Origin of the sequence: Actinokineospora iranica (genome assembly GCF_900101685.1) — a bacterium.
Lineage (GTDB): Bacteria > Actinomycetota > Actinomycetes > Mycobacteriales > Pseudonocardiaceae > Actinokineospora > Actinokineospora iranica.
Genome location: NZ_FMZZ01000027.1, coordinates 1 through 25601, shown reverse-complemented (window position 1 = coordinate 25601; position 25601 = coordinate 1). Strand labels below are relative to the sequence as shown.

At 71.8% G+C, this 25601-nt stretch carries 17 protein-coding genes; 11 read left to right on the top strand and 6 right to left on the bottom strand.

Going from position 1 to position 25601, the window contains the following annotated elements; genetic code table 11:
• Window positions 1–80 precede the first annotated feature (80 nt).
• The 5 genes from BLS56_RS29845 (at window position 81) to BLS56_RS29825 (ending at window position 12804) form a co-directional block, all read left to right on the top strand.
• Window positions 81–1835: a fatty acyl-AMP ligase gene (locus BLS56_RS29845; RefSeq protein WP_091457843.1), complete on the top strand. Its 1755-nt coding sequence runs from the start codon at window positions 81–83 to the stop codon at window positions 1833–1835.
• Entirely contained in the window at window positions 1832–8311 is a 6480-nt protein-coding gene (locus BLS56_RS29840; RefSeq protein ID WP_091457841.1) for a type I polyketide synthase, read from the top strand. Before BLS56_RS29845 ends, BLS56_RS29840 begins: the two co-directional genes overlap by 4 nt.
• 24 nt (window positions 8312–8335) lie before the next feature.
• Window positions 8336–9907, top strand: coding sequence for an acyl-CoA carboxylase subunit beta (locus BLS56_RS29835; RefSeq protein ID WP_091457839.1), 1572 nt, complete (start codon window positions 8336–8338; stop codon window positions 9905–9907).
• Window positions 9908–10029: 122 nt separating this feature from the next.
• The gene (locus BLS56_RS29830; protein WP_091457867.1) at window positions 10030–11031 is read left to right on the top strand and encodes an alpha/beta hydrolase; all 1002 of its coding nucleotides are present in this window, start codon (window positions 10030–10032) and stop codon (window positions 11029–11031) included.
• 597 nt (window positions 11032–11628) lie between these two features.
• Window positions 11629–12804, top strand: coding sequence for a M20 metallopeptidase family protein (locus BLS56_RS29825; RefSeq protein WP_091457866.1), 1176 nt, complete (start codon window positions 11629–11631; stop codon window positions 12802–12804).
• Between the two features lie 119 nt (window positions 12805–12923).
• On the opposite strand, the gene BLS56_RS29820 is transcribed toward BLS56_RS29825, so the two are convergent.
• On the bottom strand, window positions 12924–13832 hold the full coding sequence (locus BLS56_RS29820; RefSeq protein ID WP_091457837.1) for an alpha/beta fold hydrolase: 909 nt from the start codon (window positions 13830–13832) through the stop codon (window positions 12924–12926).
• Between the two features lie 284 nt (window positions 13833–14116).
• On the opposite strand from BLS56_RS29820, the gene BLS56_RS29815 reads away from it, so the two are divergent.
• Window positions 14117–15385, top strand: coding sequence for a PucR family transcriptional regulator (locus BLS56_RS29815; protein WP_139191078.1), 1269 nt, complete (start codon window positions 14117–14119; stop codon window positions 15383–15385).
• Window positions 15386–15397: 12 nt separating this feature from the next.
• Here the strand turns inward: BLS56_RS29815 and BLS56_RS29810 are convergent, their stop codons facing one another.
• Window positions 15398–16591, bottom strand: a complete 1194-nt coding sequence (locus tag BLS56_RS29810; RefSeq protein WP_228772046.1) for a M14 family metallopeptidase — start codon at window positions 16589–16591, stop codon at window positions 15398–15400.
• A 399-nt stretch (window positions 16592–16990) separates the two neighbouring features.
• Between BLS56_RS29810 and BLS56_RS29805 the strand changes: the two genes are divergently transcribed.
• The 3 genes from BLS56_RS29805 (at window position 16991) to BLS56_RS29795 (ending at window position 19815) form a co-directional block, all read left to right on the top strand.
• Window positions 16991–17299, top strand: a complete 309-nt coding sequence (locus tag BLS56_RS29805) for a hypothetical protein (protein ID WP_139191077.1) — start codon at window positions 16991–16993, stop codon at window positions 17297–17299.
• A gap of 648 nt (window positions 17300–17947) precedes the next feature.
• Window positions 17948–18871, top strand: a complete 924-nt coding sequence (locus BLS56_RS29800) for a carbohydrate kinase family protein (RefSeq protein WP_091457830.1) — start codon at window positions 17948–17950, stop codon at window positions 18869–18871.
• Window positions 18872–18972: 101 nt separating this feature from the next.
• Window positions 18973–19815, top strand: a complete 843-nt coding sequence (locus BLS56_RS29795) for an SAM-dependent methyltransferase (RefSeq protein WP_091457827.1) — start codon at window positions 18973–18975, stop codon at window positions 19813–19815.
• 207 nt (window positions 19816–20022) lie between these two features.
• On the opposite strand, the gene BLS56_RS29790 is transcribed toward BLS56_RS29795, so the two are convergent.
• Complete coding sequence (locus tag BLS56_RS29790; protein ID WP_091457824.1) at window positions 20023–20457, bottom strand: nuclear transport factor 2 family protein; 435 nt, start codon at window positions 20455–20457, stop codon at window positions 20023–20025.
• Between the two features lie 393 nt (window positions 20458–20850).
• On the bottom strand, window positions 20851–21612 hold the full coding sequence (locus BLS56_RS29785) for an EI24 domain-containing protein (protein WP_091457821.1): 762 nt from the start codon (window positions 21610–21612) through the stop codon (window positions 20851–20853).
• A gap of 116 nt (window positions 21613–21728) precedes the next feature.
• On the opposite strand from BLS56_RS29785, the gene BLS56_RS29780 reads away from it, so the two are divergent.
• Entirely contained in the window at window positions 21729–23594 is a 1866-nt protein-coding gene (locus BLS56_RS29780; RefSeq protein ID WP_228772048.1) for an ABC transporter ATP-binding protein, read from the top strand.
• Window positions 23595–24140: 546 nt separating this feature from the next.
• Here the strand turns inward: BLS56_RS29780 and BLS56_RS31870 are convergent.
• Complete coding sequence (locus BLS56_RS31870; RefSeq protein WP_091457819.1) at window positions 24141–24434, bottom strand: hypothetical protein; 294 nt, start codon at window positions 24432–24434, stop codon at window positions 24141–24143.
• Between the two features lie 205 nt (window positions 24435–24639).
• On the opposite strand from BLS56_RS31870, the gene BLS56_RS29770 reads away from it, so the two are divergent.
• Window positions 24640–24927, top strand: coding sequence for a hypothetical protein (locus BLS56_RS29770; protein ID WP_091457816.1), 288 nt, complete (start codon window positions 24640–24642; stop codon window positions 24925–24927).
• Here BLS56_RS29770 and BLS56_RS29765 read toward each other — a convergent pair.
• A partial coding sequence (locus BLS56_RS29765; RefSeq protein ID WP_139191076.1) for an AMP-binding enzyme occupies window positions 24902–25601 on the bottom strand: 700 nt, incomplete at its 5' end. The genes BLS56_RS29770 and BLS56_RS29765 overlap by 26 nt on opposite strands.

The following is a 25601-nucleotide window of genomic DNA, read 5'->3' as shown; positions in this document are numbered from 1 at the left end:
TTTTTCCGCATGGGGAAATATGAGGCAGTCGCGTTTCTCTCGTCCGGTGTCGAAGTGGCCCCCTGGTGAGGACTGTGCAGATGAGTTCCGCGATAGCGCACGGCGGGTCGGCCGCCACAGAGGACTTGCCCGGCTTGCTCGGCAGGTGGGCTGCGCAGGACCCCGACGGCGTCGCCGTCAACCACCTCGACTTCAGCGCGCACAGCGGCGGCGCGCAGACCAGTTGGACCTGGCGTGACCTGGACGCCCGGGTCGGCGCGGTCGCGGCCTGGTTGCAGCGCCGCATCGGCAAGGGCGAGCCGGTGGCCGTCCTGATCGGACAGACGCCGGACTACATCGCCGCCTTCCTCGGCGCGCTGCGCGCGGGCGCGGCCGCGGTCCCGCTGTTCACCCCGGATCTGCCCGGCCACGGCGACCGGCTCGCCTCGGTGCTGCGCGACTGCGCCGCCGGGACCGTGCTCACCACCCAGGACAGCGCCCCCGCCGTCGCGGCGTTCATCGAGACCCACCGGCTGCCGGTGGGCCAGGTCGTGTGCGTCGACACCCTGCCCACCGCGATCGCCGCGCACTTCGAGCCGGTCGCGCTGGCCCCGGCCGACCTGGCGTACCTGCAGTACACCTCCGGCTCGACCGGCGACCCGCGCGGCGTCATGATCACCCACGGCAACGTGATCGCCAACGCCCGGCAGGCGGTGCGCGCGTACAACGTGCGCCGCGAGTCGGTGACGGTGAGCTGGCTGCCGCTGTTCCACGACATGGGCCTGGTCCTGTCGGTGGCCGCGCCGATGATGGTGGGCATCCGCACGGTGCTGATGGACCCGCTGGCGTTCATCGAGCGGCCCGAGCGCTGGCTGCGCGCGCTCTCGGCGAACCCGGTCGCGGTGACCGCCGCCCCCAACTTCGCCTACGCCTACTGCGCTGCCCGGGTGTCGGACTGGGAGAAGTCCCGGCTGCGCCTGGAGAACGTGGGCGTGCTGATCGACGGCAGCGAGCCGGTGCTGCCCGGGATCATCGACCGCTTCCACACCGCGTTCGCCGGGTGCGGGCTGCGCCCCGAGGCGCACCGGCCCTCCTACGGCCTCGCCGAGGCGACCGTGTTCGTCTCGGCGAGCACCCCCGACCGGCCCGCGGTGGTCCGCCACTTCGAGCGGACTTCCCTGGCCGCGGGCAAAGCCGTCGAGGTGTCCGCCGACGCCGAGGACGTCGTGGCGCTGGTCTCTTGTGGACAGCCGATCGACCAGGGCGTGCTGGTGGTCGACCCGAAGACCGGGCAGCCCCGGCCAGAGGGCGAGGTCGGCGAGATCTGGGTGGCGGGCCCCAACGTCGGCCAGGGCTACTGGAAGCGGCCGCAGGAGAGCGCGCGCGCGTTCCACAACGCGGTCAGCGGCGTCGACGCCCCCGACGGCCCGTGGCTGGCCACCGGCGACCTGGGCATGTGGTGCGACGGCGAGCTGTACATCACCGGGCGGATCAAGGACCTCATCGTCGTCGACGGCCGCAACCACTACCCGCACGACGTCGAGCGCACCGCCGAGGGCGCGCACGCCTCGATCCGGCCGCGCAACGTCGTGGCGTTCTCGGTGAGCGGCCCCGACGGCGAGCAGGCCGTCGTGGTGGCCGAGCGGGCCAAGACCGTCGCGCCGGAGGCGCTCGACCGCGCCGAGGTGGACCGCGCCGTGCGCGCCGCCGTCGCCGAGCGGCACGGCCTCGCCCTGCGCGAGGTGCGGGTGGTCGAGCCGGACTCGCTGCCCCGCACGTCCAGCGGCAAGATCTCGCGCACCGCGTGCCGTGAGCGCTACCTGACCACCGTACTCACAGAAACAGGTCCGGCATGAACTCCGATGACGAGGTCCGGGACCTGATCGACTGGCTGATCGAGCGGGTCGCGAAGACCGCGGGCCTGGCCCCGGCCGCGATCGACCCCGAGCGGTCGCTGCACGAGTACGGACTGTCCTCACGCGACATGGTGGGCCTGATCGGCGAACTCGGCGCGCACGCGGGCCGCACGCTGCCCCCGACCTTCGGCTACCAGCACCCGACCGTCGCCGCGCTGGCCGCCGCGGTGGCGGACGCGCGCCCGGCCGCGGTGCTCGGGCGCGGTTCCGCGCCCGCCCCCGGGGAGCCGATCGCGGTGGTCGGCATCGGGTGCAGGCTGCCCGGCGGGATCGACTCGCCCGCCGCGTTCTGGGACCTGCTCATCCGCGGCGAGGACGCGATCGGCACCCGGCCCGACGGCCGGTGGCGCGGGCCGGACCACGTGCTGGACGACCTGCCCGCCGCAGGCGGCTACCTCGATGACGTGGCCGGGTTCGACGCCGCGTTCTTCGGCATCACCCCGCGCGAGGCGGCGGTGATGGACCCGCAGCAGCGGATCGTGCTGGAGGTCGCCTGGGCGGCGCTGGAGCACGCGGGCATCGCGCCCGGCACGCTGCGCGGCACCCGCACGGGTGTCTACATGGGAGTGTCGGCCACCGAGTACGGCATGTTCACCATGGGCGACGTCGCGGGCATCGACGCCTGGTCGGGCACCGGGGCGGCGGCGAGCGTGATCGCCAACCGGCTGTCGTACCTGCTCGACCTGCGCGGGCCGAGCATGGTCGTGGACACCGCGTGCTCGTCGTCGCTGGTCGCGGTGCACCACGCGGTGCAGGGCCTGCGCCGGGGCGAGGCGGACGCGGCGATCGTCGGCGGCGTCAACCTCATGCTCACCCCCGGGGTGACCGCGAACTTCGACAGCGCGGGCGTGCTCGCCCCGGACGGCCGCTGCAAGGCGTTCGACGCCGCCGCCGACGGGATCGTGCGCGGCGAGGGCTGCGGCGTGGTCGTGCTGCGCAGGCTCAGCGACGCCCGCGCCAACGGCGACCGGGTGCTGGCCCTGATCAACGGCAGCGCCACCAACTCCGACGGCCGCTCCAACGGCATGATGGCCCCGAACCCGGACGCGCAGGAGGCGCTGCTCGCCGAGGTCTACCCGGCCGCCGAGATCGATCCGGCCACTGTGGACTATGTGGAGGCGCACGGCACCGGGACGCTGCTCGGCGACCCGATCGAGGCGGGCGCGCTGGGCGCGGTGCTCGGCACGGGCCGCGGCGCGGGCAGGCCGCTGCTGATCGGCTCGGTCAAGACGAACCTGGGCCATCTGGAGGGCGCGGCGGGCATCGTCGGGCTCATCAAGGTCGTGCTGTCGCTCACGCACGGCCGCATTCCGGCGAGCCTGCACTTCGACAAGCCCAACCCGCACATCGATTTCGACGCCATGAACCTGCGGGTCACCGCGGAGGGCACGCCGTGGCCGAGGTATTCGGGCCTGGCCTACGCCGGGGTGTCGGCGTTCGGCTTCGGCGGCAGCAACGCCCATGTCGTGCTGGAGGAGTGGCCGACCGCGCCCGCGCCGCGCGCGGTCGACACCGACCGCCCGGAGGTCTTCGCGCTGTCGGCGGCATCGGCCGAGAGCCTGCGCACCCGCGCGGCCGATCTCGCCGACTGGCTGGAGTCCCCGGCGGGCCTGCGCGCGCCGCTGCCGGATGTGGCCGGTGTGCTGGTGAACCGCCGCGACCACCTGGCCGTGCGCGCCGCGGTCGTCGGCGCGGGCCGCGCGGCGGCGGTCGAGGGCCTGCGCGCGCTCGCCGCGGGCACCCCATCGTCCACTGTGGTCAGTGGCGGCCCGGTGCGCGGACGCGGGCCGGTGTTCGTCTTCTCCGGCTTCGGCTCCTACTGGCAGGGCATGGGCCGCGAACTGCTGGACGAGCCCGCTTTCCGCGCCGCCGTGGACGAGTTGGAGCCGCTGTTCGTCGCCGAGGCCGGTTTTTCGCTGCGGGAAGTCCTCGCCTGCGCTGAGCCCGTGGGCTTCGCCGTGGCCGCGCCCGCGCTCTACGGGACGCAGATCGCCTTGGCCGCGCTGTGGCGCGCGCACGGCGTCCGCCCGTCCGCCGTGCTCGGCCACTCCGTCGGCGAGGTCGCCGCCGCGGTGGTCGCGGGCGCTCTCGACCAGGCCCAGGGCCTGCGCGTGGTGCTCGTCCGCACGGCGCTGCTCGCGGGCATCGAGAGCGGCGGCGAGGGCGCGATGGCCGTGCTCGAGCTGTCCGAGGCCGAGTTCGCCGACTTGGCCGAGCGCTTCCCCGGCGTCGAGATCGCCGTGCACGCCTCACCCGAGCAGTGCACCGTCACCGGGCCCGCCGCGGCCGTCGCCGACCTGGTCGCGCACGTGGAGGGCCTGGGCAGGCTGGCGCGCAAACTCGCCGTCGGCGGCGCGGGCCACGCCCCGACCGTCGACCCGTACCTCGACGGGTTCCGCGCCGACCTGGTCGGGCTCGCCCCGGCAGAGCCGGTGACGCCGTGCTTCTCCAGCGTCCTGGACGACCCGACCGACCGGCCCGCCTTCGACGCCGACTACTGGGCGGCGAACCTGCGGCGGCCGGTCCGCTTCACCCAGGCCGTCGCCGCCGCGCTCGCCGCGGGCCACACCACGTTCCTGGAGATCTCCCCGCACCCGATCGCGCTCACCGGCGTGGAGCAGACCGCCGCGGCGCGCGGGGCGACCGCGCTCGCCATCCCCACGCTGCGCAGGGACACCGGGGTCGCCGAGTGGCTGCGCGCCGTCGCCGCCCTGCACGTCGGCGGCGATTCGGCCGCCATCGCCGCGCGCTACCCCAGTGCCCCGGTGCTGGACCTGCCCGGCCCGGTGTGGCGGCACGAACGCCATTGGGCGCCCGACCCCGCCCCGGCGGCGGGCGCCGGGCACCCGCTGCTCGGCGCGCACGTCGAGCTTCCCGACGACGGAACGCACGTGTGGCAGGCCGATCTGAGCGCCGACCCGCTGCCGTGGCTGGCCGACCACCGCGCCTACGGCGTCGTGGTGCTGCCCGGCACCGCGTTCCTGGAACTGGCACTGTCCGCGGGCCGGTCCGCGCTGGGCACGACGGCCGTCGAGGTCGTCGACCTGGAGTTGGCCGAGTTCCTGGCGCTGGGCCAGGCGACCACGCTGAGCACAACGCTGGATTCGGCGGGCCGGGTCACCGTCCGCTCCCGATCCGCTGACGGCGCCTGGACCACACACGCCACCGCGACCGTCCGCGCCGCCGCAGCCGACCCGCTCGGCGAGCTTCCGGCCGCGGGCGCGGGCGAGCCGCTGGACCTCTACGCCGCGTTCGCCGCGAGCGGCCAGGACTACGGCCCCGCCTTCCGCGGCCTCAGCGCGGTCGTGGCCGAGCCGGGCTGGGCGTCGGCCCAGGTCCGGCTGCCCGCCGAGGCGGGCGGCCACCGCCGCTTCGCCCTGCACCCGGCGCTTGCCGACGCCTGCCTGCACGCGCTGGCCGCCGCGGTGTTCGGGCTGCCCGGCACGCACGGCCGCTACGTGCCCACCGCCATCGGCCGCGCCCGCGTGGTCGGCGATCCGGCGCGCGGCGTCCGCTGCGTGGCGACGATGGGCGTGGCCGACAGCCGCACCCTGCTCGGCACGGTCTGGCTGCTCGACGTGGACGGCCAGGTGCTGGTCGAGCTGTCCGACGTCCGCGCCGCCGCACTCGGCCAGACCCCCGGCGCGTGGCCGGAACTGGCCGTCGAACGCCGCTGGGACGCCGCGCCGCTGCCGGTGGCCGCCGCGGCCGAGCCGCGCTCCTGGGTGCTGGTCGAGGGTGACGTCCTCGACGAGCCTGCCCTGCCCGACCTGGCCGACGAACTGGTCGCCACGGGCGACGACGTGCGCGCCGCCGACCTCGACACCCTGGTGGAGTCGTTGCGCGACAAGCCTTCCGGTGTCGTGCTCGTCGCCGGTCCGCCCGCCCGCTACCGCGACCCGGCCCGCGCCGAGGCCCTGGTGCACACCGTGGCCCGCGTCGTCGCCGTGCTCGCCGAGTCCGGCGCGACGCCGCCCCGGCTGTGGCTGGCCACGACCGGCGCCACCGCCGTCGACGGCGAGCCGGGCGAACCCGGCCTGGCGTGCCTGCGCGGCCTGGTCCGGGTGCTCGCCTTCGAGCACCCCGAACTGCGCGCGACCCTGGTCGACCTCGACGCCGAGTCCGGCGCGCCCGCCGCGGCCGCCGAGGTGCGCGCCGACCGCGACGACGACGAGGTGCTGTGGCGGCACGGGCGGCGGCTGCGCGCCCGGCTGGCCGCCGCGTCCGTCGAGGCGGCCGACCCGGACCAGCCACTGGTCCGCGACGGCGCCTACGTGATCACCGGCGGTCTCGGCGAGCTGGGCAGGCTCGTCGCGGCCTGGCTGGCCGAGGCGGGCGCGACCCGGATCGTGCTGGCGGGCCGCACGCACCGGCCCGAGGTCGATGACCTCGTGCGGTCGGCGAACGCCCAGGTCGAGGTGGTGCTCGGCGACCTCGCCGAACCCGGTTTCGCCGACCGCCTGGTCTCCCACGCCCAGCGCGACGGCGTGCCGCTGCGCGGTGTCGTGCACGCGGCGGGTGTGCTCGACGACCAGCCCGCGGCGCTGCTCACCGAGGCGGCCATCGCCCGGGTGTGGCGGCCGAAGGCGCTCGGCGGCCTGCGGCTGCACGAGGCCACCGCGGCGATCCCGCTGGACTGGTGGGTGGCGTTCTCCTCGATCGCGGGCCTGGTCGGCTCGCCGGGGCAGGCCGCCTACGCCACGGCGAACGCCTGGCTGGACGCGCTGGTGGACTCCCGCCGCGCCGCGGGCCTGCCCGCCGTGACGGTCAACTGGGGCGCGTGGGCGGGGGAGAGCGGGGAGAGCCGCGCCAACGCCGTGCTCGCCGAACTGGAGCCGGAGCAGGGCATGGCCGCCCTCGCCGGGCTGCTCGCCCACGACCGCTCCGGCGTCGGCGTCGCCCGCCTGGACATCCCCCGCACGCTCGCGCTGTTCCCCGACCTGGGCCGCAGGCCGTTCCTCGCCGGGCTCGCGGGCGGGGCGGCGGCGGACGAGCCGACCGGCTGGGCCGGCCTCGCGGCGCTGCGGTCGCTGCCCGACCCGCGCACGGCCGTGCTCGACCACCTCGTCACCGGACTGGCCGCGCTCATCGGCGCCGCGCCGGAGTCCGTCGACCGGTCGGCCCCGCTCACCGGGCTCGGCCTGGACTCGCTGATGGCGATGCGGCTGCGCGCGGGCGTGCAGCGTGACTTCGAGACCACGCTGCCGGTGTCGCTGCTGCTGCGCGGGGCGAGCCTGCGCGAGGTGGCCGACCACATCGCCGACGAGTTGGGCCTGCCCGCCGCGCTGGCTCCGGTCTCCGTGCCCACGGACACAGATCCCCTGGTCGCGGACCCCGCGGCCGCTGAGCCCGCGCCCGTGATCGGCCCCCGGGACCCGACCGAGCGCTGGCTCGCGCTGGTGTGGACCGACGCCCTGGGCAGCGAGCCCGCAGGCGTGCACCGCAGCTTCTACGACCTCGGCGGCGACGACGCCGCGGTCCGCCGGGTGCACGATGCCGTCAGCACCCGGCTCGCCGACGCGGCGCCGCCGGTGGCCACCCTGTTCGCCCGGCCGACCATCGCCGCGATGGCCGACCTGCTGCGCGCGGAGGTCGAGGGCGCGACCGACGGGGTGCTGAACACGTTGCGGGCGACCGGAAACGGCGTGCCGCTGCTGCTGTTCCACCCGGCGGGCGGGCCGACCAGCGTCTACCACCCGCTGGTTTCCGAGCTGCCGGAAGGCTTCCCGGTCTACGGCTTCGAGCGGCTGGACGACGAGTCCACAGTGGAGGGCAAGGCCCACCGCTACCTGGAGATGCTGCGCGAGATCCAGCCGGTCGGCCCCTACCGGCTCGGCGGCTGGTCCTTCGGCGGCTGCCTGGCCTACGAGGTGGCGCACCTGCTCACCGAACTCGGCGAGCGGGTGGAGCAGGTCGTGCTGATCGACACGATCCTGCCGCTGCGCGGCGACGAGCCCGAGAGCGACCGGCTGCTGCTCGACCGGTTCGACCGCTTCGCCGAGCACGTGGAGCAGACCTACGGCGTCACGCTCGACCTGTCGGCGCTGCCCACGCTGCCCGAGGACGACCAGATCGGCTATGTGATCGACCGCCTCGCGGCCCTGCCGCAGATGGGCGAGGCCGTGCTGCGCCACCAGTACACGTCCTATGTGGACGCCCGGGTGGCCGAGCGCTACCGGCCCCGCCCGTACTCCGGCCGCGTGGTTCTGCTGCGCGCCATGGACCCGCACCCGCTGACCACCACGCTCGACCCGCGTTACCTGCGCACCGACGACACCCTCGGCTGGGACGAGCTGTGCTCGGACCTGCACGTCGTCCGGGTTCCCGGAGATCACCTGACGATGATCGACCCGCCGCGGGTGAGCACGCTCGCCCGGCACCTGGCCCGAACACTCGCCTCGCCCGTTCGGGTCTGAGGCGCTGGGACAAGGAGGTCCACCATGGCCGTTCCCGAAAGCGCGGGAGTCGCGGTCGGCGAGCTGCTGCTGCGCTCGGAGCAGTTGGCGCGGCAGGAGAAGCGGGCCGCGGACCGCCAGCACCCGAAGGGGAAGCTGACCGCGCGCGAGCGGGTGCTGGCGCTGGTGGACGCCGGGTCGTTCGTGGAGCTGGACGAGTTCGTCCAGCACGGCTGCCGGGACTTCGGCCTCGACGCCGACCGCCCCTACGGCGACGGCGTCGTCGCCGGACACGCGGAAGTGGACGGTCGGCCGATCGCGGTCTTCGCGCAGGACTTCAGCGTCTACGGCGGCAGCATCGGCGAGGCCAACGGCGCGAAGGTCATCAAGGTCATGGACCTCGCAGCCAAGATCGGCTGCCCGGTCATCGGCATCAACGACGGCGGCGGGGCCCGCATCCAGGAGGGCGTGTCCTCCCTGGCGCTCTACGCGCAGCAGGCCGTGCGGCACACCAACGCCTCCGGGGTCATCCCGCAGATCTCGATGATCCTTGGCCCCTGCGCGGGCGGCGCGGTCTACGCCCCGGCGCTGACCGACTTCACCGTCATGGTCGAGAACACCTCGCACATGGTCGTCACCGGCCCGGACGTGGTGCGCGCGGCCACCGGCGAGTCGGTCACCCTCGACGAGCTTGGCGGCCCGCACACCAACGCCAGCGTCTCGGGCAACGCGCACTACCTGGCGCAAGACGAGGACGACGCGCTCGACTGGGTCAAGACCCTGCTGGGCTACCTGCCCTCCAACAACCTCGGCGCGGCCCCGGAGTACGCCGACGACACCGCCGCCGGGATCACCGACCGCGACCGTGAGCTGGACGGGATCGTCCCCGACGGCGAGAACCGCGCCTACGACATGACCGAGGTGATCGCCCGCGTCGTGGACGACGGCGAGCTTCACCAGGTGCACCAGGCGTTCGCGCCCAACATGATCGTCGGCTTCGCCCGGGTCGCGGGCCGCTCGGTCGGCGTGGTGGCGAACCAGCCGATGTTCTTCGCGGGCGCCATCGACATCGACGCATCCGAGAAGGCGGCCCGGTTCGTGCGCTTCTGCGACGCGTTCGGCCTGCCGCTGCTGACCTTCGCCGACGTGCCCGGCTACATGCCCGGTGTGGACCAGGAGCGCGGCGGCATCATCCGCCGCGGCGCGAAGCTGCTCTACGCCTACGCCGAGGCCACGGTGCCGCAGGTGACGGTCGTGGTTCGCAAGGCATACGGCGGCGGTTACGCGGTGATGGGCTCCAAGCACCTGGGCGCGGACGTCAACCTGGCCTGGCCCACCGCGCGCATCGCCGTGGTCGGCACCGAGGCCGCGGTGCAGGTCCTGCACCGCCGCGAACTCGCCGCCCTGTCCGGTCAGGAGCGGGCGGACCGCGAGCGCGAGCTGGCCGCGCATCACCACGACACCATCGGCACCCCTTACGCCGCAGCCGAACGCGGCTATGTGGACGCGGTCATCGAGCCGTCCCACACCCGGCTCGCGGTCACCCGCGCGCTGCGGATGCTGCGCGACAAGGCCGTGTCCGGGCCTACCCGCAAACACGGAAACATCCCGCTGTGAAAGACGAAGCTGTGCAGACGAAGCTGTGAAAGACGAACGCGCGTTGTGAGACCCGACCTTGTGCAGTGCCAAGCCGTGAAGTAAGAACTGTGCACCACGAAGCTGTGATCCCGGAGGTCCGCATGACCCGTTTACGCCCCGTCACCCGTTGGGTCGCGGGCTTCGCCGTCGCCGCCGCGGTGGCCGTCCCCCTGACCATCCCGAGTGCCCAGGCCGCGCCCTCCGCGGTCGGCATCACCGCGGACGACGGCGCCAGAGTCGTCAGCGAGACCCGCATCGACGCGAGAACCGTCGACTTGGACATCGCCTCCCCGGCGCTGGGCTTCAACGGGAAGGTCCGCCTGCTCCTGCCGTCCAACTGGGACGCGCAGCCCACCCGCACCTGGCCGTCGCTGTGGCTGCTGCACGGCTGCTGCGAGGACAAGGACTACCAGTCCTGGACCCACTTCACCGACGTCGAGGAGTTCACCGCCAACAAGGACGTCCTGGTCGTCATGCCGACCGACGGCCAGGTCGGCATGTACACCTCGTGGTGGAACTTCGGCGGCGCCAACAAGCCCGACTGGGAGACCTTCCACACCAAGGAGGTCAAGCAGATCGTCGAACGCGGCTACCGCGCGAACGACGTCCGCGTCGGGGCGGGCCTGTCCATCGGCGGCTACGGCGCCCTGGCCTACACGTTCCGCCACCCGGGCCTGTTCCGGGCGGCGGCGAGCTACAGCGGCATCCCGAACACCATGCTGTGGGGCGTGCCGCAGTTCATCAACGGCATTGTGGTGAGTGAGGGCCTGCTGTTCTACGCCCTGTGGGGCAACGAGTACCTCCAGCGCAGCATTTGGACCTCCCGCAACCCCTACGACAACGTCGAGGCCTTCCGCGGCATCGGCCTCTACGTCTCCTGCGGCGACGGCAGCGCGGGCCCGCTGGACAAGGCGGGCGCGTTCGACCTGATCGAGCCGGTGTCCTTGCAGTCGTCCAAGAGCTTCACCGACAAGCTGCGCAAGAAGGGCATCCCCGTGACCGTGAACTACTACGGCAAGGGCACCCACAGCTGGCCCTACTGGGAACGCGAACTCAAGAACTCCTGGCCCGTCCTGGCCAAGGGCCTGGGCCTGCCCGCCTGATTTCCCAGGAGCCCTCTCCGCCGGACAACCGCCGCCGAGACCGCCCCGCGCCCCGACTCGTTCGGAGCGCGGGGCGGTGTCGATATCAGCCTGTGAGCGCGAGTTCGCCGCGCCGCTCGGTGATCTTCTGGCCGATCTCCAGCGTTCATTCCCGAGGTGGGCTGGAGCCACGCGGGCATCAGTGCGATGGGCCCCGCTGAGGTGACCGATCGGAAACAGCCACGGACCGTGGTCGGCCCTCTGTCGCCATGTGATCCGCGAAGTCGCCGGATCGAGTCGCCAAACCGCGATCTTCACCGCTGTCGCGCTTTCGCGCGTGGTTTGGATCAGCAACCAGGCTTTTCGACGAGAAGATGCCGCGGCCCGTCTCCACCGCGCGAGGAGCGGGCTTCCGCATCCGCACCCATTCGGTCACTGGCGCCACCGCGCCCCGCCGAGGACCATCACCGGAAGTGGCCGAACGAGGGAGGCTCCGATGCGGAGTGCCGATTCGACCCGCGTGGTCTGGCGGAAGAGTTCGCGCGGCAGGGGCAGCGAAGCCGTGCTGTTCTTCGCCGCCGAGCACTGGGCGGCGTTCGTGCGCGGGATGTGACCGCCGTGTCAGTGCGCGCCGACGCCGCCGCGCTCGCCGACGACCTGGTTCGGCTGCGCAGGCGGCTGCACGCCGAGCCGGAGATCGGCCTAGACCTGCCGCGCACCCAGGAGAAAGTCCTCGCCGCGCTCGACGGCCTGCCCCTGGAGATCACCACCGGCGACGCGCTCACCTCGGTGACCGCCGTCCTGCGCGGCGGCCGACCCGGACCGGTGGTGCTGCTGCGCGGCGACATGGACGCCCTGCCGGTCACCGAGCGCACCGGGCTCGCCTACGCGTCCCAAGTGGATGGTGCGATGCACGCCTGCGGCCACGACCTGCACACCGCCATGCTCGTCGGCGCCGCCCGCCTGCTCGCCGCCCGGCGGGACACCCTCGCCGGTGACGTCGTCTTCATGTTCCAGCCCGGCGAAGAGGGCTGGGAAGGCGCGGCGGCCATGATCGCCGAAGGCGTGCTGGACGCGGCGGGCAGACGGCCTGCCGCCGCTTACGCGTTGCACGTGTTCACCGCGGGCGCGCCGCACGGCGTGTTCACCGCCCGCGCGGGCACGACGATGGCCGCCTCCGACGGTCTCCGCGTCACCGTCGTCGGCGCGGGCGGCCACGGCTCCCGGCCGCACCGCGCCCAAGACCCGATCCCGGTGGCCTGCGAGGTCGTCACCGCCCTGCAGACTCTGGTCACCCGCCAGAGCGACATCTTCGACCCCGTCGTCCTGACCGTGGGCGCGTTCCACGCGGGCACGCGGGGCAACGTCATCCCCGACACCGCCTGCTTCGAGGCGACCCTGCGCACGTTCTCCACGGAAACCAGAGCGCGGATCAAGAAAGCCGTCCTCTCCCTGATCGAGGGCATCCCGGCAGCACACGGCCTGCGAACCGAGGTCGAGTACATCGACGGCTACCCCATGACGGTCAACGACCCGGCCGAAACGGCGTTCGTCGCCGACACGGTCACCGACGTCCTGGGCGAGCACCGCTACCAGGAGTTGGCCGACCCGCTCCCCGGCGGCGAGGACTTCTCCCGCGTCCTGCGCGAAGTCCCCGGCGCCTTCGTCCTGCTCGGCGCGGGCGACGGCGCGACCGACAACCACTCGCCCCTGGCCGTGTTCGACGACGCCGTCCTGCCCGACGGGGCCGCCATCCTCGCCGAGCTCGCCCTGCGCCGCTGCGCCGCGCCCTGACCGACCGTCCTCAAGCGACGGACCCCCGCCCGGCCGTCGCTTTCCCGCGACCCATCAGTGTCGGCTCCCGGTCACTGCCCCGTGACGCCGAGCCACGAAGCCGGGAGCCGCGACCGTCCTCACGCGACGGTCAGCCGCTCGGCGAGCCGTTCGATGTCGATCCGGGCGCCCTTGGTCGTGTCCAGGAAGTCCCACAGCACGTCGGCGAACCAGTCCGGCCGCGCCACGTGCGGGAAGTGGCCCACGCCGTCGAGCACCGCGAGCCTGGCCCCCGGGATCAGCTCGGCCGCCTGGTGGCCGTGCTTGACCGGGATGATCCGGTCGCGGCTGCCCCACACGAGCAGCGAGGGCACCTCTTCGGCCAGGTAGAGCCGGTCGCTGGCGCTGGCGCGCTGGCGCAGCAGGCCCACCGAGGCGCGCACGGTCCGCACGAACGACTCCCGCGCCGCCCGGTCGGCCAGCGTCGCGAAGTGCGCCACGACCTCCAGCGCCTCCACCCGCTTGTGCCCGCTCAGGCCCGCCAGCGTCCGCGCCACCGAGACCGTCGCCCGGTTCACGATCAGCGGCAGCGCCAGCGAGGTCCCCGGCAGGTTGGCCGCCCGTATCGCCGCGGTGACCTCAGGACCGAGGCCTCCGCTGTCGACCAGCACGAGCCGCCCGCACATGTGCGGGAACTGGTAAGAGAACTGGAGCGCGACACCGCCGCCGAGGGAGTGCCCGACGAGCGTGGTGTGCTTGTGTCCCAGAAGGACGACCAAGTCGCGCACGGTGTTGGCGTAAGAGCCGATCGAGTAGTCGCCGTTCGGCGGCTCGGAGCGGCCGTGGCCGGGCAGGTCGATGGCGATGACCTCGCGGTCGGCGCCGCGGCGCTCCACCTCGGCCAGGAACGGCTTCCAGGTGGCGTTGGTGCCCGCGAGCCCGTGCAGCAGCACCACGGGGTCGGTGTCCGCGCCCGGGTCGGCCGGGGTGTAGTGCAGGAAGCCGACCCGGCGACCGTGCAGGGTCGCTTCGCGCGCCGAAATGCCCATGGCCGACCTTTCCCTCTGCTTTTCCGCGATCGTATAACGACAGCCTGGTCTTTACTCTCGCCGACCAGAACTGTGCGTTTCCGAACAGGTTCCGGAGGGCTTCCTTGAGGTTGGTCGACAAGATGCAGCGCGCCCGGGCCGCCGCCGAGTTGGGAAAATATCTCGGGTTCGGGGCGGTCGGCGCCTTCGATTGACAGTCCACAACCAGGGTCTTTACTGTTTCGGGGAGCACAATTCGCGCCGTGCCATGCGGGGGGTGCCGTTACGGGCGGATGGAGGTCGAGATGGCGGTGACACACCTGGGTGGACCGGCGCGCGACGGCGGTCACGACGCGCCGCTGCCGACCCCGGGGGTCACGGCGCTGCCCATCTGGGCCTCGGTCGTGCCCGAGCTGGCCGAGCGGATGCGCCCGCTGGCCGGGACCCTGGTCCAGGACGCCGTCGAGGCCATCCAAGACGCGGTCCCGGCGTACCGGCAGCCGCTGGAGGGCAAGTTCCGCGAGGTCCTGGTCGGCAGCGTGCAGTCGGCCATCATGCAGTGCTTCGAGTTCATCGCCAACCCGTCCGCGCCCCGCGACGACTGGCTCGCGATGTTCCGCTACGCGGGCCGCGTCGAGTTCGGCGAGGGCCGCACCATGGACTCGCTGCAGACCGCCGTCCGCGTCGGCGCCCGCGCGGTGTGGCGGCACGTCAGCAAGGCCGGGCAGGAACTGGGCATCCCCGCGGACACCCTGCTCACCGTCGCCGAGGCGATCTTCGCCTACGTCGACGACATGTGCGTGGTCGCCGTCGCCGGGTACACCGAGGCCCAGGCGCAGGCCACCGGCTCCTACGAGCGCCGCCGCAGGCAGCTGCTCAAGCTCATCCTCTCCGACCCGCCCGCCACCAGCCAGTCCCTGGTCGACCTGGCCGCGGCGGCCGACTGGCCGGTGCCCGCCGAGGTCGCCGTCGTCGTCCTGGAGTACCGCGCCGACCAGCACCACCTGCCGGTCCCGTCGCTGGGCAAGGACGTCCTGATCGACCTGGAGAGCGGCGACCCCTGCCTGGTCTTGCCCGATCCCGCCACGCAGCTTGCCGCCCTGGAGGCGGAGTTGCAGGGCAGGCTCGCCGCGGTGGGCCCGACCGTGCCGCTGACCGACGCGCACCGCTCCCAGAAGCTCGCCCGGCAGGCGCTGTCGCTGGTGCACCGCGGCGTCCTGCCAGAGGTCGCCGTCACCCACTGCGACCGCAACCTCTCCACCCTGCTGATGTTCGCCGACGAGTCCCTGGTCTCGCACGTGGCCCAGCCGATTCGCGAGGCCTTCGCCGACCTCACCGACAAGCAGCGCGACCGCGTGGCGGGCACCCTGCGCACCTGGCTGCACACCCGCGGCGACATCAACGAGACCGCGTCCCGCCTCGCCGTGCACCCGCAGACGGTCCGCTACCGCATGAACCAGATCGAAGAACTCCTCGGCGACCGCCTCAACGACCCCGAGCAGCGCTTCCTGATGGAGATCACCATGCACGCCTGGCGGCTGCCCGACGAGCCCGAGCCCGAGCAGCAGATCTAGCTCTGGTCCTGTCTAGCCGCAGGCCGCGCCGATCACTCGGGGCGGGCAGTCGGCGTAGTCGAGCAGGTGCAGGACGGCGGCCCGGTTGCGCGCCGTCTCCCGCGCGATGGCCTCGTCGGGCGGGTAGAAGCCGCCGTCGCCCGCGGTCGCGGGGAACATCTCGAAGGTGTAGGCGTAGATCCTCTGCGTTCCCCACAGGTAGTCGTCGATCGCGCCGTCGGTCACGTACAGCGCGGACGACTGCTCGGCGGTGTAGCCGTTGGTCTGCGCCATCGCCCGGCCCAGCGCGGCGAACGTGTCGTACTCCTGCCGGGTCATCCCGGGCACGACCTGCTCCGAGGTCCACCCGAACGGCCAGAGCACCAGTTCGCTGTAGGAGTGGAAGTCGATCGCCGCGGTGATCTGCTGCTTGCCGCCGACCACCCGGCTCCTGACGAACGCGCCCACCGCGGCCACCTCCGGCGCCGACCCCGCCGCCGGGCCGCGGTAGGTCCCGGAGTCCGGGGCGGCCGACGAGCCGTTGCAGCAGCCCCATTTGTAGTCCCAGTTGCGGTTGAGATCGGTGCCGATATGCGTCGAGCCCGCGTTGGGCTGCCGGTTCTTGCGCCAGCCCTGGTAGGCGCCGGTGCTGATGTCGAACTCGCCGCCGTCGGGGTTGATGTCGGGCAGAATCCAGATTTCCCGTCCGTCGACGAGGCTTTTGACGTGCGGATCGGTCGCGTAGTCCGCGGTGAGCATGGTGATCAGGTAGAGCGCCATCTCCACGGTGATGTGCTCGCGGGCGTGCTGGTGGTGGGTGAACAGCACCTCCGGTTCCGTCTCGTCGGCCGCTGCGTTGTCCGAGATCTTGACCGCGATCAGGTCGCGGCCCTCATGGGACTTCCCGATCACCTGTTTCACGACGATCCCAGGATGGGCCGCGACGGCTTGGTCCACCGCCGACACCATCTCTTCGTAGTTGTGGAAAAGCGAGTCAGCCGCCGGGAAATCCCGGGCGTTTCCCGGCCCTGCGGCGGCAATGGGCTCGGCGACCACCGTGAACCCCAACTCCCTGATCCGCGCCACCTCGGCGGGCGTCGCGCTGATCAGCGTGCGGCTGTCCTCGACGGCGTTGATCACCGCGCCGGTGCCCGCGATAGCGGTCCGCTGCTCGACGGTCCGGACGCCGGAGACGTGGTATTCGGCGCTGCCGCGCTCCCCGCTCACGGCATTTCCGCTCGGCGACAGCACAACGGCTATCGCGACCATGACGCACAGGAACAAGGAAAACCGGGCGCGTGTCAAAATGCCTCCCCCCAAAGCAGCCGTCACCGCGAATGGTGACCTGTCCGCGTCGACCACATCAAGTGCCCGGCCAAACAGGGAATCCGGCCGGTAATTCCCACGTCCGATATCTCGACCAGCCGATCAGACCCACCCGGGCGAGCAGTGGGACGCGGAATCCCGCCGCGCGTGGCCCAACGACTCGGCTGACCGGGGGATGACACGCGGTCCCGTTGTCGGACGCGCTGTGATGTTTTCGTGCCACTGTTGTGATTTCCAGGTTCAGGCAAATCGCCGGGATGGCGTGTTTGGGCTGTCGGTGCCCTCGGGCATGCTGGGGGCGTGAACCAGGACCCGTTGTTGGCAGGCTTGACCTCGGTGGCCCGCCAGGAGTCGACCCGTTTCGCCGACCGGAACCTGCGCGTGCGCCGCTCGGCGGTGGTCCACGCGGTGCGGATGACGCCGTGGGTCGCGGGCCTGGCACTGCCCTCACCCGCCTGCGGCCAGGGCTGGTCCGGCGCGGGCGCGGGCGAGTTGCACGCGGTCGCCGAGCCGGTGAACTGCGCGCACTGCCTGTCGTCGGCCTCGGCCAGAGCCGCCGCCGTCGATGCCGACGGCATCGCCCAGCTTCCGCTCCCGTTTCCAGGCTGAGCCACTGTCCGCTCGCCCAGCCGCCATCCGGCCCCGCCGTCGGCTCGGTTAGCTACCCGGGCTTGCTCGGGCGACCGGGGGTGGCTAGGTGCCTGTTTCCCCGCTGCTGTGTGTGCCCGGTTGCCAAGTCGCTCAGCGGGGTGTCCGCCGTCAGCTCGCCTAGTCGCCGGGGTTGCCGGGTTGTGTGGCTGTTCTGTTGGGTCGGCTAGTTGCCGGGTGTTCCGCTGGTGGATTGGTTGGGTGTCCAGCCGTCGGGCAGCTCAATTGCCAGATCGCCCAGCCGCCTAGCTGCCCGCTCGCCCAGCTTGCGGGTTGCCTGAGTGCCCCGCCACCGGGCCCCTAGCCACCAGATCGTCAGGTTGCTCAGCGGCCGGGTCGCCTAGCCGCCAGGTTGTTGGCTGTCCCGCTCCTGGTTGCCGAGCCATCGGGCTGCGGAGCAGCCGAATCGCCCAACGGCCAGGCTGCTTGGCCGCCTGGTCTGCCGGGTGTCGGTTGCCTGCGGCCTGGCACCCAACTGCCGCGTTTCCTCGCTGGGAGGTTTCCAACGAGTAGGTGTCAAGCGGGTGTCGGTGTTGTCCGGGTGCTGCGGTTCCCGCGCCGCGCTGTGGCAGGCTGGCGCGGGACTGACGGGCGGCCTGGGAGCGTCGGATGATCGTGGTTGTCGGCGAGGCCCTCACCGATCTCATCGCGGGCGGTGACGACGGCCGGGTGTTCACCGCCCATCCCGGCGGCAGCCCCGCCAACGTGGCGCTCGGCCTCGCCCGGCTCGGCCTGCCCGCCGTCCTCGGCACCCGCCTGGGCGACGACCTGTTCGGCCGGATGGTCCGCGACCACCTGACCGCGTCCGGCGTCGAGGTGCGCGACCTGCCCGCCGACACCGCCGACACCAGCGTCGCCTTCGCCGCCACCGACGAGCACGGCGTGGCCCGCTACGACTTCCGGATCGCCTGGGACATCCGCGCGGCGCCCCCGCTCGCGGGCGCCCGATGTCTGCACACCGGGTCGCTGGCCACGCTGCTCGCGCCCGGCGCCGCGGTGGTCGAGGCGGCCATGGCGCAGGCCCGCGCGGCCGGTCTCGCGGTCTCCTACGACCCGAACATCCGGCCGTCGCTGGCGGGCCCGGCCGAGCGGGAACGCGAGCGCGTCGAGCGCCAGGTCGCCTTGGCGCACGTGGTGAAGGTCAGCGAAGAGGACCTGGCCTGGCTCTACCCGGGCGACGCGCCCGCTGAGCGCGCCGCCGCCTGGCTGGGCCTCGGCCCGGATCTCGTCGTGGTCACTCTCGGTGCACGGGGCGCCCATGCCGTCACCCTCGCCGCGGCCGCGACCCGGCCCGGCCCGCCGGTGGCGGTCGTGGACACGGTCGGGGCGGGTGACGCGTTCACCGCCGGTTTGCTCTGCTGGCTTTCCCGGGCGGGCGTGCTCGGCGGCGATTTCCCGCGCGACCTCGGAGTGGAGGCGCTGGAGGCCGCGCTGGGCTTCGCGAACGCCGTCGCCGCGATCACCTGTTCGAGACCTGGCGCAAACCCGCCAACCGTCCCCGAACTGGGTGAACTCGGCGGGCTCCTGCCTTAGCGCCGTCCGGGTACGGCTTGCGGCGGGGCCTGTACAGCGAGACCACCCCATGTCCTAGTCTGTTCACTGTCCGTTGTCATTCGTCGTTTGTGGAGCCGCACATGCCCCGTGCCGACCGGTCCTGCTGGGATGAGGTCCCCCAGGTGACGGCGCTCGACTTCGACACCCCCAACCAGGCCCGCCTGATCGACGCCTTCCTCGACGGCCGGGACAACTACCCGGCCGACCGGGAAGTGGTCCAGCGCGTGGAGCGGATCGCCCCTGGGATCAAGCAGTTGGTCAAGGACCACCGCGCGTGGGTCGGCCGGGCGCTGCGGATGCTGGCTGTCCAGCGCCACATGGACCAGTTCCTCGACTTGGGCTCCGGCCTGCCCACCAACGACAACACCCACCAGATCGTCCAACGCCACCGCCCCGACGCCCGCGTCGTCTACGTCGACACCGACCCGGTGGTCCTGGCCCATGGCCGCGCCGTGCTCGAGGAGAACGACCACACCCACATCGTCGACGTCGACTTCACCGACGCCGCCCGCGCGGTGGCGGACCCGGAGATCAGCAGGCGCATCGACTTCACCCGGCCGGTCACGGTGATGATGACCGGGATCATCCACCACATCCTGGACGACGCCCAGGCCCACGCCACCGTCCGCAGCTGGGTAGACGCTGTTCCCTCCGGCTCGTACTTGATATTCAGCCACCAGCTCGTCCCGGCGGACGGCGGCGAACGCACTGTCCTGGTCCGGGACTTGGAGGCGGCCTTCGCGGGCACCAAGGTGGCTCTCGTCCACCGGGAACTCTCCACACTCGAAAACTACTTCGACGGCCTGGAAATGGTCCCCCCCGGCTTGGTCCACCTCCACGAGTGGTGGCCGGACGGTCCCAGAATGGCCCCCCTGCGCCCAGTCCACTGGACCGCCTTAGGCGGCGTCGCCCGCAAACCCTGACCCTTTTCCCGCCCCCGCGCACCGATCGCTTTCCCAACGAGTGGTCCGCTCCACCTCGCGCCTGTCCACGGTCAGTAGATGTCGAACTGCCCGCGCCACCACCTGTTTTCGGCTGGCGGAGACAGCGCCGTCCGAACCCGGTCGACCGCGAGCCTCGGCCACCGACGCCAAGCCCACTTGGTACGGACGCACGTCCGAAACGCGCGGCTACAGGCCAAGGCCGCGCCGCAGGGCGAAACCGTCGACATAGGTGTCTTTGCGGGTGAACGGGCCGCCATCAGGGCAGTGCAGCACGTCGACGGCCGCCACCCGCATCGGGTTTCCGGTGGGGACGCCGACCTCCACACCCACGGGAAACGGCTGGGCCAACGTCGCGGTGATGTCATACTCCAAAATGACCAGGCTGTCGCGGAGATGGGCGCGGCGAAGACCGGCGTGGTAATCGGGCAGGGCGGCGAAGAAGAACCCGAACAACTCCCGCAGCGCCTCAGCGCCCCGCACCTCCGCGAAGCCCTCGACATGCAGATGGAAAACCATGTCCGGAGCCTGCAAATCGAGAATTCCGTCAATGTCGTGCGCATTCCACGCCGCGCCGTAAGCCGCCGCTCGGTCGGTGATCGCTCGCAGGGTGGGGCTGGTCATATCGCCTCCTGAGGTCGCCGTCCCCCGAGTGAAGCAGCCCGATGATCACCGCGACACCGCCGATCAGCGCGTGTCCCGTCGGTCGACCGGTGCCCGGGCACGCCGCCGCCCACTATCGCCCCCGGGAGGACGCCAGCACCGCCACGAGTCAGGCATGATCGCCGATCAGCGTGCCTCCAGTGTCATCGACCGGTGCGCGGTGGCGGTCAGTCGGTGCGCGGACGCGCTGCCGCCCGCCATCGCTGTCCGGAGGACGGCCAGTGCCGCCCCGGATTCAGGCATGGCTGCTGATCAATCTGCCTCCGGTGGTGTCAAGCGGCGTGAACAGGGTGCCCGCTGTCGCCGTCGGGAGACGACCGGCGCTGCCCAGCCGGATCAGGCAGAGCCCGCCGATCAGCCGGTTTCCGGTGGGATCAGCCGGTGCGCGAGCAGGGTGCCGCCCGCCATCGCCGCTGGGAAGACGACCAACGCCGCCAACGGGATCAGGCATAAGAGGTAGACCGGGATCGCGAACCCCAAGGTCATCGACCGGTTGCGCCGCAGGGTCCGCCGTCGCTCGCCGATGCCTTTGCCGCGCCGGACGAACGGGATAGCCGTCATCTCGATCGCCAGCAGCCACGCTCCGACGCACACGGCCAGCACCGGGACCACCGTCTGGCCCGCCACGGGGATGAAACCGGCCAGGAACAGCGGAATCGCCCACGCCACCGCGATCAGCACCAGCGCCACCGCGTCCCGTAAACCGATCCACGCCGCGCGACCCCACCCGACCTGGCGCGCCTGCGGGACGCCGCCGAGAACCTTGTCCTCCACCTCCTCCGCGATGCTCTCGTAGAACGGCCCGCCGATGATCAAGGTCAGCGCGGTGAACAGCACCAGCGACACCGCGACCGCGCCGACGACCACCGAGACGCCGACCGCGATCCGCAGCAGGTTCTGCCAGGTCGGCGACCAGTCGTCGGCGAACGGGGTGGCCCAGGTGACCAGGTCGTCCGCGGTGAGCGCGAGCGTGGTCAGCGCGGCGAACAGCACCACGCTGGTCACCAGTGCGGGCAGCGCGCCGCGCGCCAGCAGGCCTCGGTCGCCCAGGACGAGCCGAAACCCGCGCAGCAGCAGCCCGAAGCCGACGCCGAAGTCGCGGAGAGGTTTGATCACGGGCCGGAGTCTAGGGGGAGGGTCCGACAGTTTCTGCTCGATACCTTGACCTCGAGAATGGTTGAAGTCCTACCGTTGCCCGGACACCGCGACAGCACGGAGGCTCCAGCGTGGACATGCAGATGACGGCGTGGCATTCGCTCTACAGTTCGATGCACGCCCACGAGGACCGGCGGGCCTTCTCCCGGGCCACACTCAGCCGGATCTGGGAGTTCGCCCGCCCGCACAAGCCCATGCTGGTCCGGTTCCTGATCCTGAGCGTCGTGCTGTCCGCGCTGGCCGTGGCCACCCCGGTGCTCGCCGGACGCGTGGTGGACGCGATCGTCAACCGCAGCGCCCCCAACGTCGTGATCATCCTCGCGGGCGTGATCGCGGTCGTCGCGGTGCTGGAGGCCGGGCTCGGCCTGGTCGGACGGTGGCTCTCGGCGAGCATCGGCGAGGGGCTGATCCTCGACCTGCGCACCAGGGTGTTCGACCACGTCCAGCGGATGCCGATCGCGTTCTTCACGCGCACGCGAACCGGCGCGCTGGTAAGCAGACTCAACAACGATGTGATCGGGGCGCAGCGCGCGTTCAGCGACACACTGTCCGGAGTCGTCGGCAACCTGGTCACCCTGGCGTTGACGCTGGTGGTCATGGTCGGCATCTCTTGGCAGATCACGCTGCTGGCGCTGGTGCTGCTGCCGGTCTTCGTGCTTCCCGCGCGCCGGATGGGCAGCCGGTTGGCCAGGATGGAACGCGAAGCCGCCGACCACGACGCGGCGATGAGCACCCAGATGACCGAGCGCTTCTCCGCGCCCGGCGCCACCCTCGTCAAGCTGTTCGGCCGCCCGGCCGACGAGTCCCGCGAGTTCCACGCCCGGGCTTCCCGCGTCCGCGATATCGGCGTGCGGACCGCCATGGTGCAGTGGGTGTTCGTGACCGCGCTGACCCTGGTCTCCGCGCTAGCGCTCGCCCTGGTCTACGGCCTCGGCGGGTACTTCGCCATCACCGGCAGCCTTGACCCCGGCGCGGTGGTGTCCCTCGCCCTGCTGCTCACCCGCCTCTACGCGCCCCTGACCGCGCTGGCCAGCGCCCGTGTCGAGGTGATGACCGCGTTGGTCAGCTTCGAGCGGGTCTTCGAGATCCTGAACCTGCGCCCGCTGATCACCGACGCCCCCGACGCCCGCCCCGTCCCCGACGGCCCGGTGTCGGTGGAGTTCGACAAGGTGCGGTTCGCGTATCCGTCGGCGGACAAGGTGTCGCTGGCGTCGCTGGAGGAGGTCGCGGTCCTCGACACCCGGGGCGGCGTCGAGGTGCTGCACGAGGTGTCCTTCCGCGCGGAGCCAGGCCAGATGGTGGCGCTGGTCGGATCGTCGGGGGCGGGCAAGTCGACCATCGCGCAACTGGCGCCGCGGCTCTACGACGTCGACTCCGGCGCGATCCGACTGGCAGGCGTCGACGTCCGCGAGCTTTCCGCCGACTCCATCCGGGACACCCTCGGCATGGTCACACAGGACGGACACCTGTTCCACGAGTCGATCCGCGCGAACCTGCTGCTCGCCCAGCCCGACGCCACTGAGGACGAACTCTGGGACGTCCTGCGCCGCGCCCGGCTCGCCGACCTGGTCCAGTCACTCCCGGACGGCCTGGACACCATCGTCGGTGAGCGCGGCTACCGGTTGTCGGGTGGTGAACGTCAGCGGCTGACCATCGCGCGGTTGTTGTTGGCGCGGCCGCGGGTGGTGATCCTGGACGAAGCCACGGCACATCTGGACTCGACTTCGGAAGCGGCGGTCCAGGAGGCGCTGGGGGAGGCGTTGGCCGGGCGCACGGCGTTGGTGATCGCTCACCGGCTGTCGACGATCCGGGCCGCGGATCTGATCTTGGTGGTTGAGGCGGGCCGGGTGGTGGAGCGGGGGACGCACGAGGACCTGCTGGCGGCAGGTGGGCGGTATACGGAGCTGTATCGGACACAGTTCGCGGAGACCGCTGCTGCTTGAGGTGGTGCCTGCCTCGGCCCGATCGGGAGAGCGTGAATCAGAAACGGTGTTTCTGTTGACAAACTCCCAGGTCAATGGGTGTCTTCCCCGCGCGCGCGGGGTCGTTCCAGCGTCTCTCAGGGCATCGCGCGTCGGGTGGGGTTGCTCGATGGGGTGGAGTGGTTTCTTCGGGGCCCCTACGAAGGAAGATCCCGTCGCGGGGAAAGACGGGTGGGGAGCCTCCGGCCCCACGACCACGGCAAGTTTAGGGATCTTCCTTCACCCCCGAAGAAACCACTCCACCCCATCGAGCGCTGGGCGGGCCTCGGTTCGGCCTGGCAGGGGGGCGGGTGTGCTCCTTCCACCCTGCTTTGGACCTGGTGAGCCTCCGTGCGGCTTGTGGCTTGGCTGGACGGGGCGGGGGTGGCTGTCGGTGCGGAAGGTGACTGCTTGGCAGGCGGGGTTCACCTGGTGAGCAGGGGGTGGGCTGGAGGGGTGGTTGGGGGCTTGTGTCTGCCGATGTGTCCCGAAGGGGGAGGCCTTCGGGACGTCGGCGGGCCGTGGGGGTCAGTGGTCGTCGTAATGGTCTCCGTGGAGGGCGTGGCGGTGGCCGTCGTGGAGGTAGTCGAGGTGGTCGCCGTGTTGGACGGCGGGGTGGCCGCAGTTCTCACCGTGCTGGTGGTCGTGGGCGGTGTGGGGGGTGTGCTCGGTGGGCTCGCATTCGTCGTAGTGGCCGTTGTGGGGGCGGTGCAGGTGACCGTCGTGGGCGTAGTCGACGTGGTCGCCGTGTTGGACGGCCAAGTGGCCACAGTCCTCGCTGTGGGTGTGGTCGTGGTTGGTGTGCTCCAAGTGGGTGGTCATACCTAACGGTCTCTCCCCTTCCCGGCTAGCCGCCACTTGAGCGAATCGATTCAGCCGGTTGAGGGGCGGGTGCGGCCCGGTCGGGTGAAGGGTCACCCGACCGGGCCCTATGGGGTGATTCCGGGTGTCGAAGAGTCCGAAGAGGACTGGAGTGTTGTTACGTTGCGGCAACCGGAACACCACATTGACAGGAGATTATGTGTGAATGTCCAAGCACGCCGCCGACCGGTTGACTACCGCCTCTGGACTTCGCGCGATCGCGGACGCCGTGTCGACCGCGCTCGGTGATGACCACCCGGCCATCGCTCCGCCGATCGTGGAGTCGGTTGTCTATCAGGCCGCGGCCGAGTTGGCGGGTCGTTCGCACCCGCCCGCGGACTTCCCCAGCCTCCTGCGCCGCCGTGCCCATGCCCGGCTTCTCGCCATGCAGGGCACGCTGACCCCGATCCAGGCCGCCGACGCGCCGCTCAGTCCTCGGTTGGGGCGTTTTTGAGTCCGTTGGTGATGAGGTCCATGACGGTGGTGTCGGCGAGGGTGGTGGTGTCGCCGATTTCGCGGTTTTCTGCGACGTCGCGGAGGAGTCGGCGCATGATTTTGCCGCTGCGGGTTTTGGGGAGTTCGTTGACGATGAGGATTTGGCGGGGTTTGGCGATGGGTCCGATTTGGGTGGCGACGTGTTCGCGGAGGGTGGTGATGGTGTCGGGGGTGGGGGTGGCGGTGGCGCGGAGGATGACGAAGGCGACGATGCCTTGGCCGGTGGTGGGGTCGGTGGCGCCGACGACGGCGGCTTCGGCGATGGTGGGGTGGGAGACGAGGGCGGATTCGACTTCGGTGGTGGAGATGCGGTGTCCGGAGATGTTCATGACGTCGTCGACGCGGCCGAGTAGCCAGATGTCGCCGTCGTGGTCGTATTTGGCGCCGTCGCCTGCGAAGTAGTAGCCGTGGTTGGTGTATTTGGTCCAGTAGGTGTTCTGGTAGCGGTCGGGGTCGCCCCAGATTCCGCGGAGCATGGCGGGCCAGGGTTTGTCGAGGACGAGGTAGCCGCCGGAGCCGTGGGGGACGGGGTTGCCTTGTTCGTCGACGACGAGGGCGCTGATCCCGGGCAGGGGTTTCTGGGCTGATCCGGGTTTGGTGGGGGTGACGCCGGGGAGGGGGCTGATCATGATG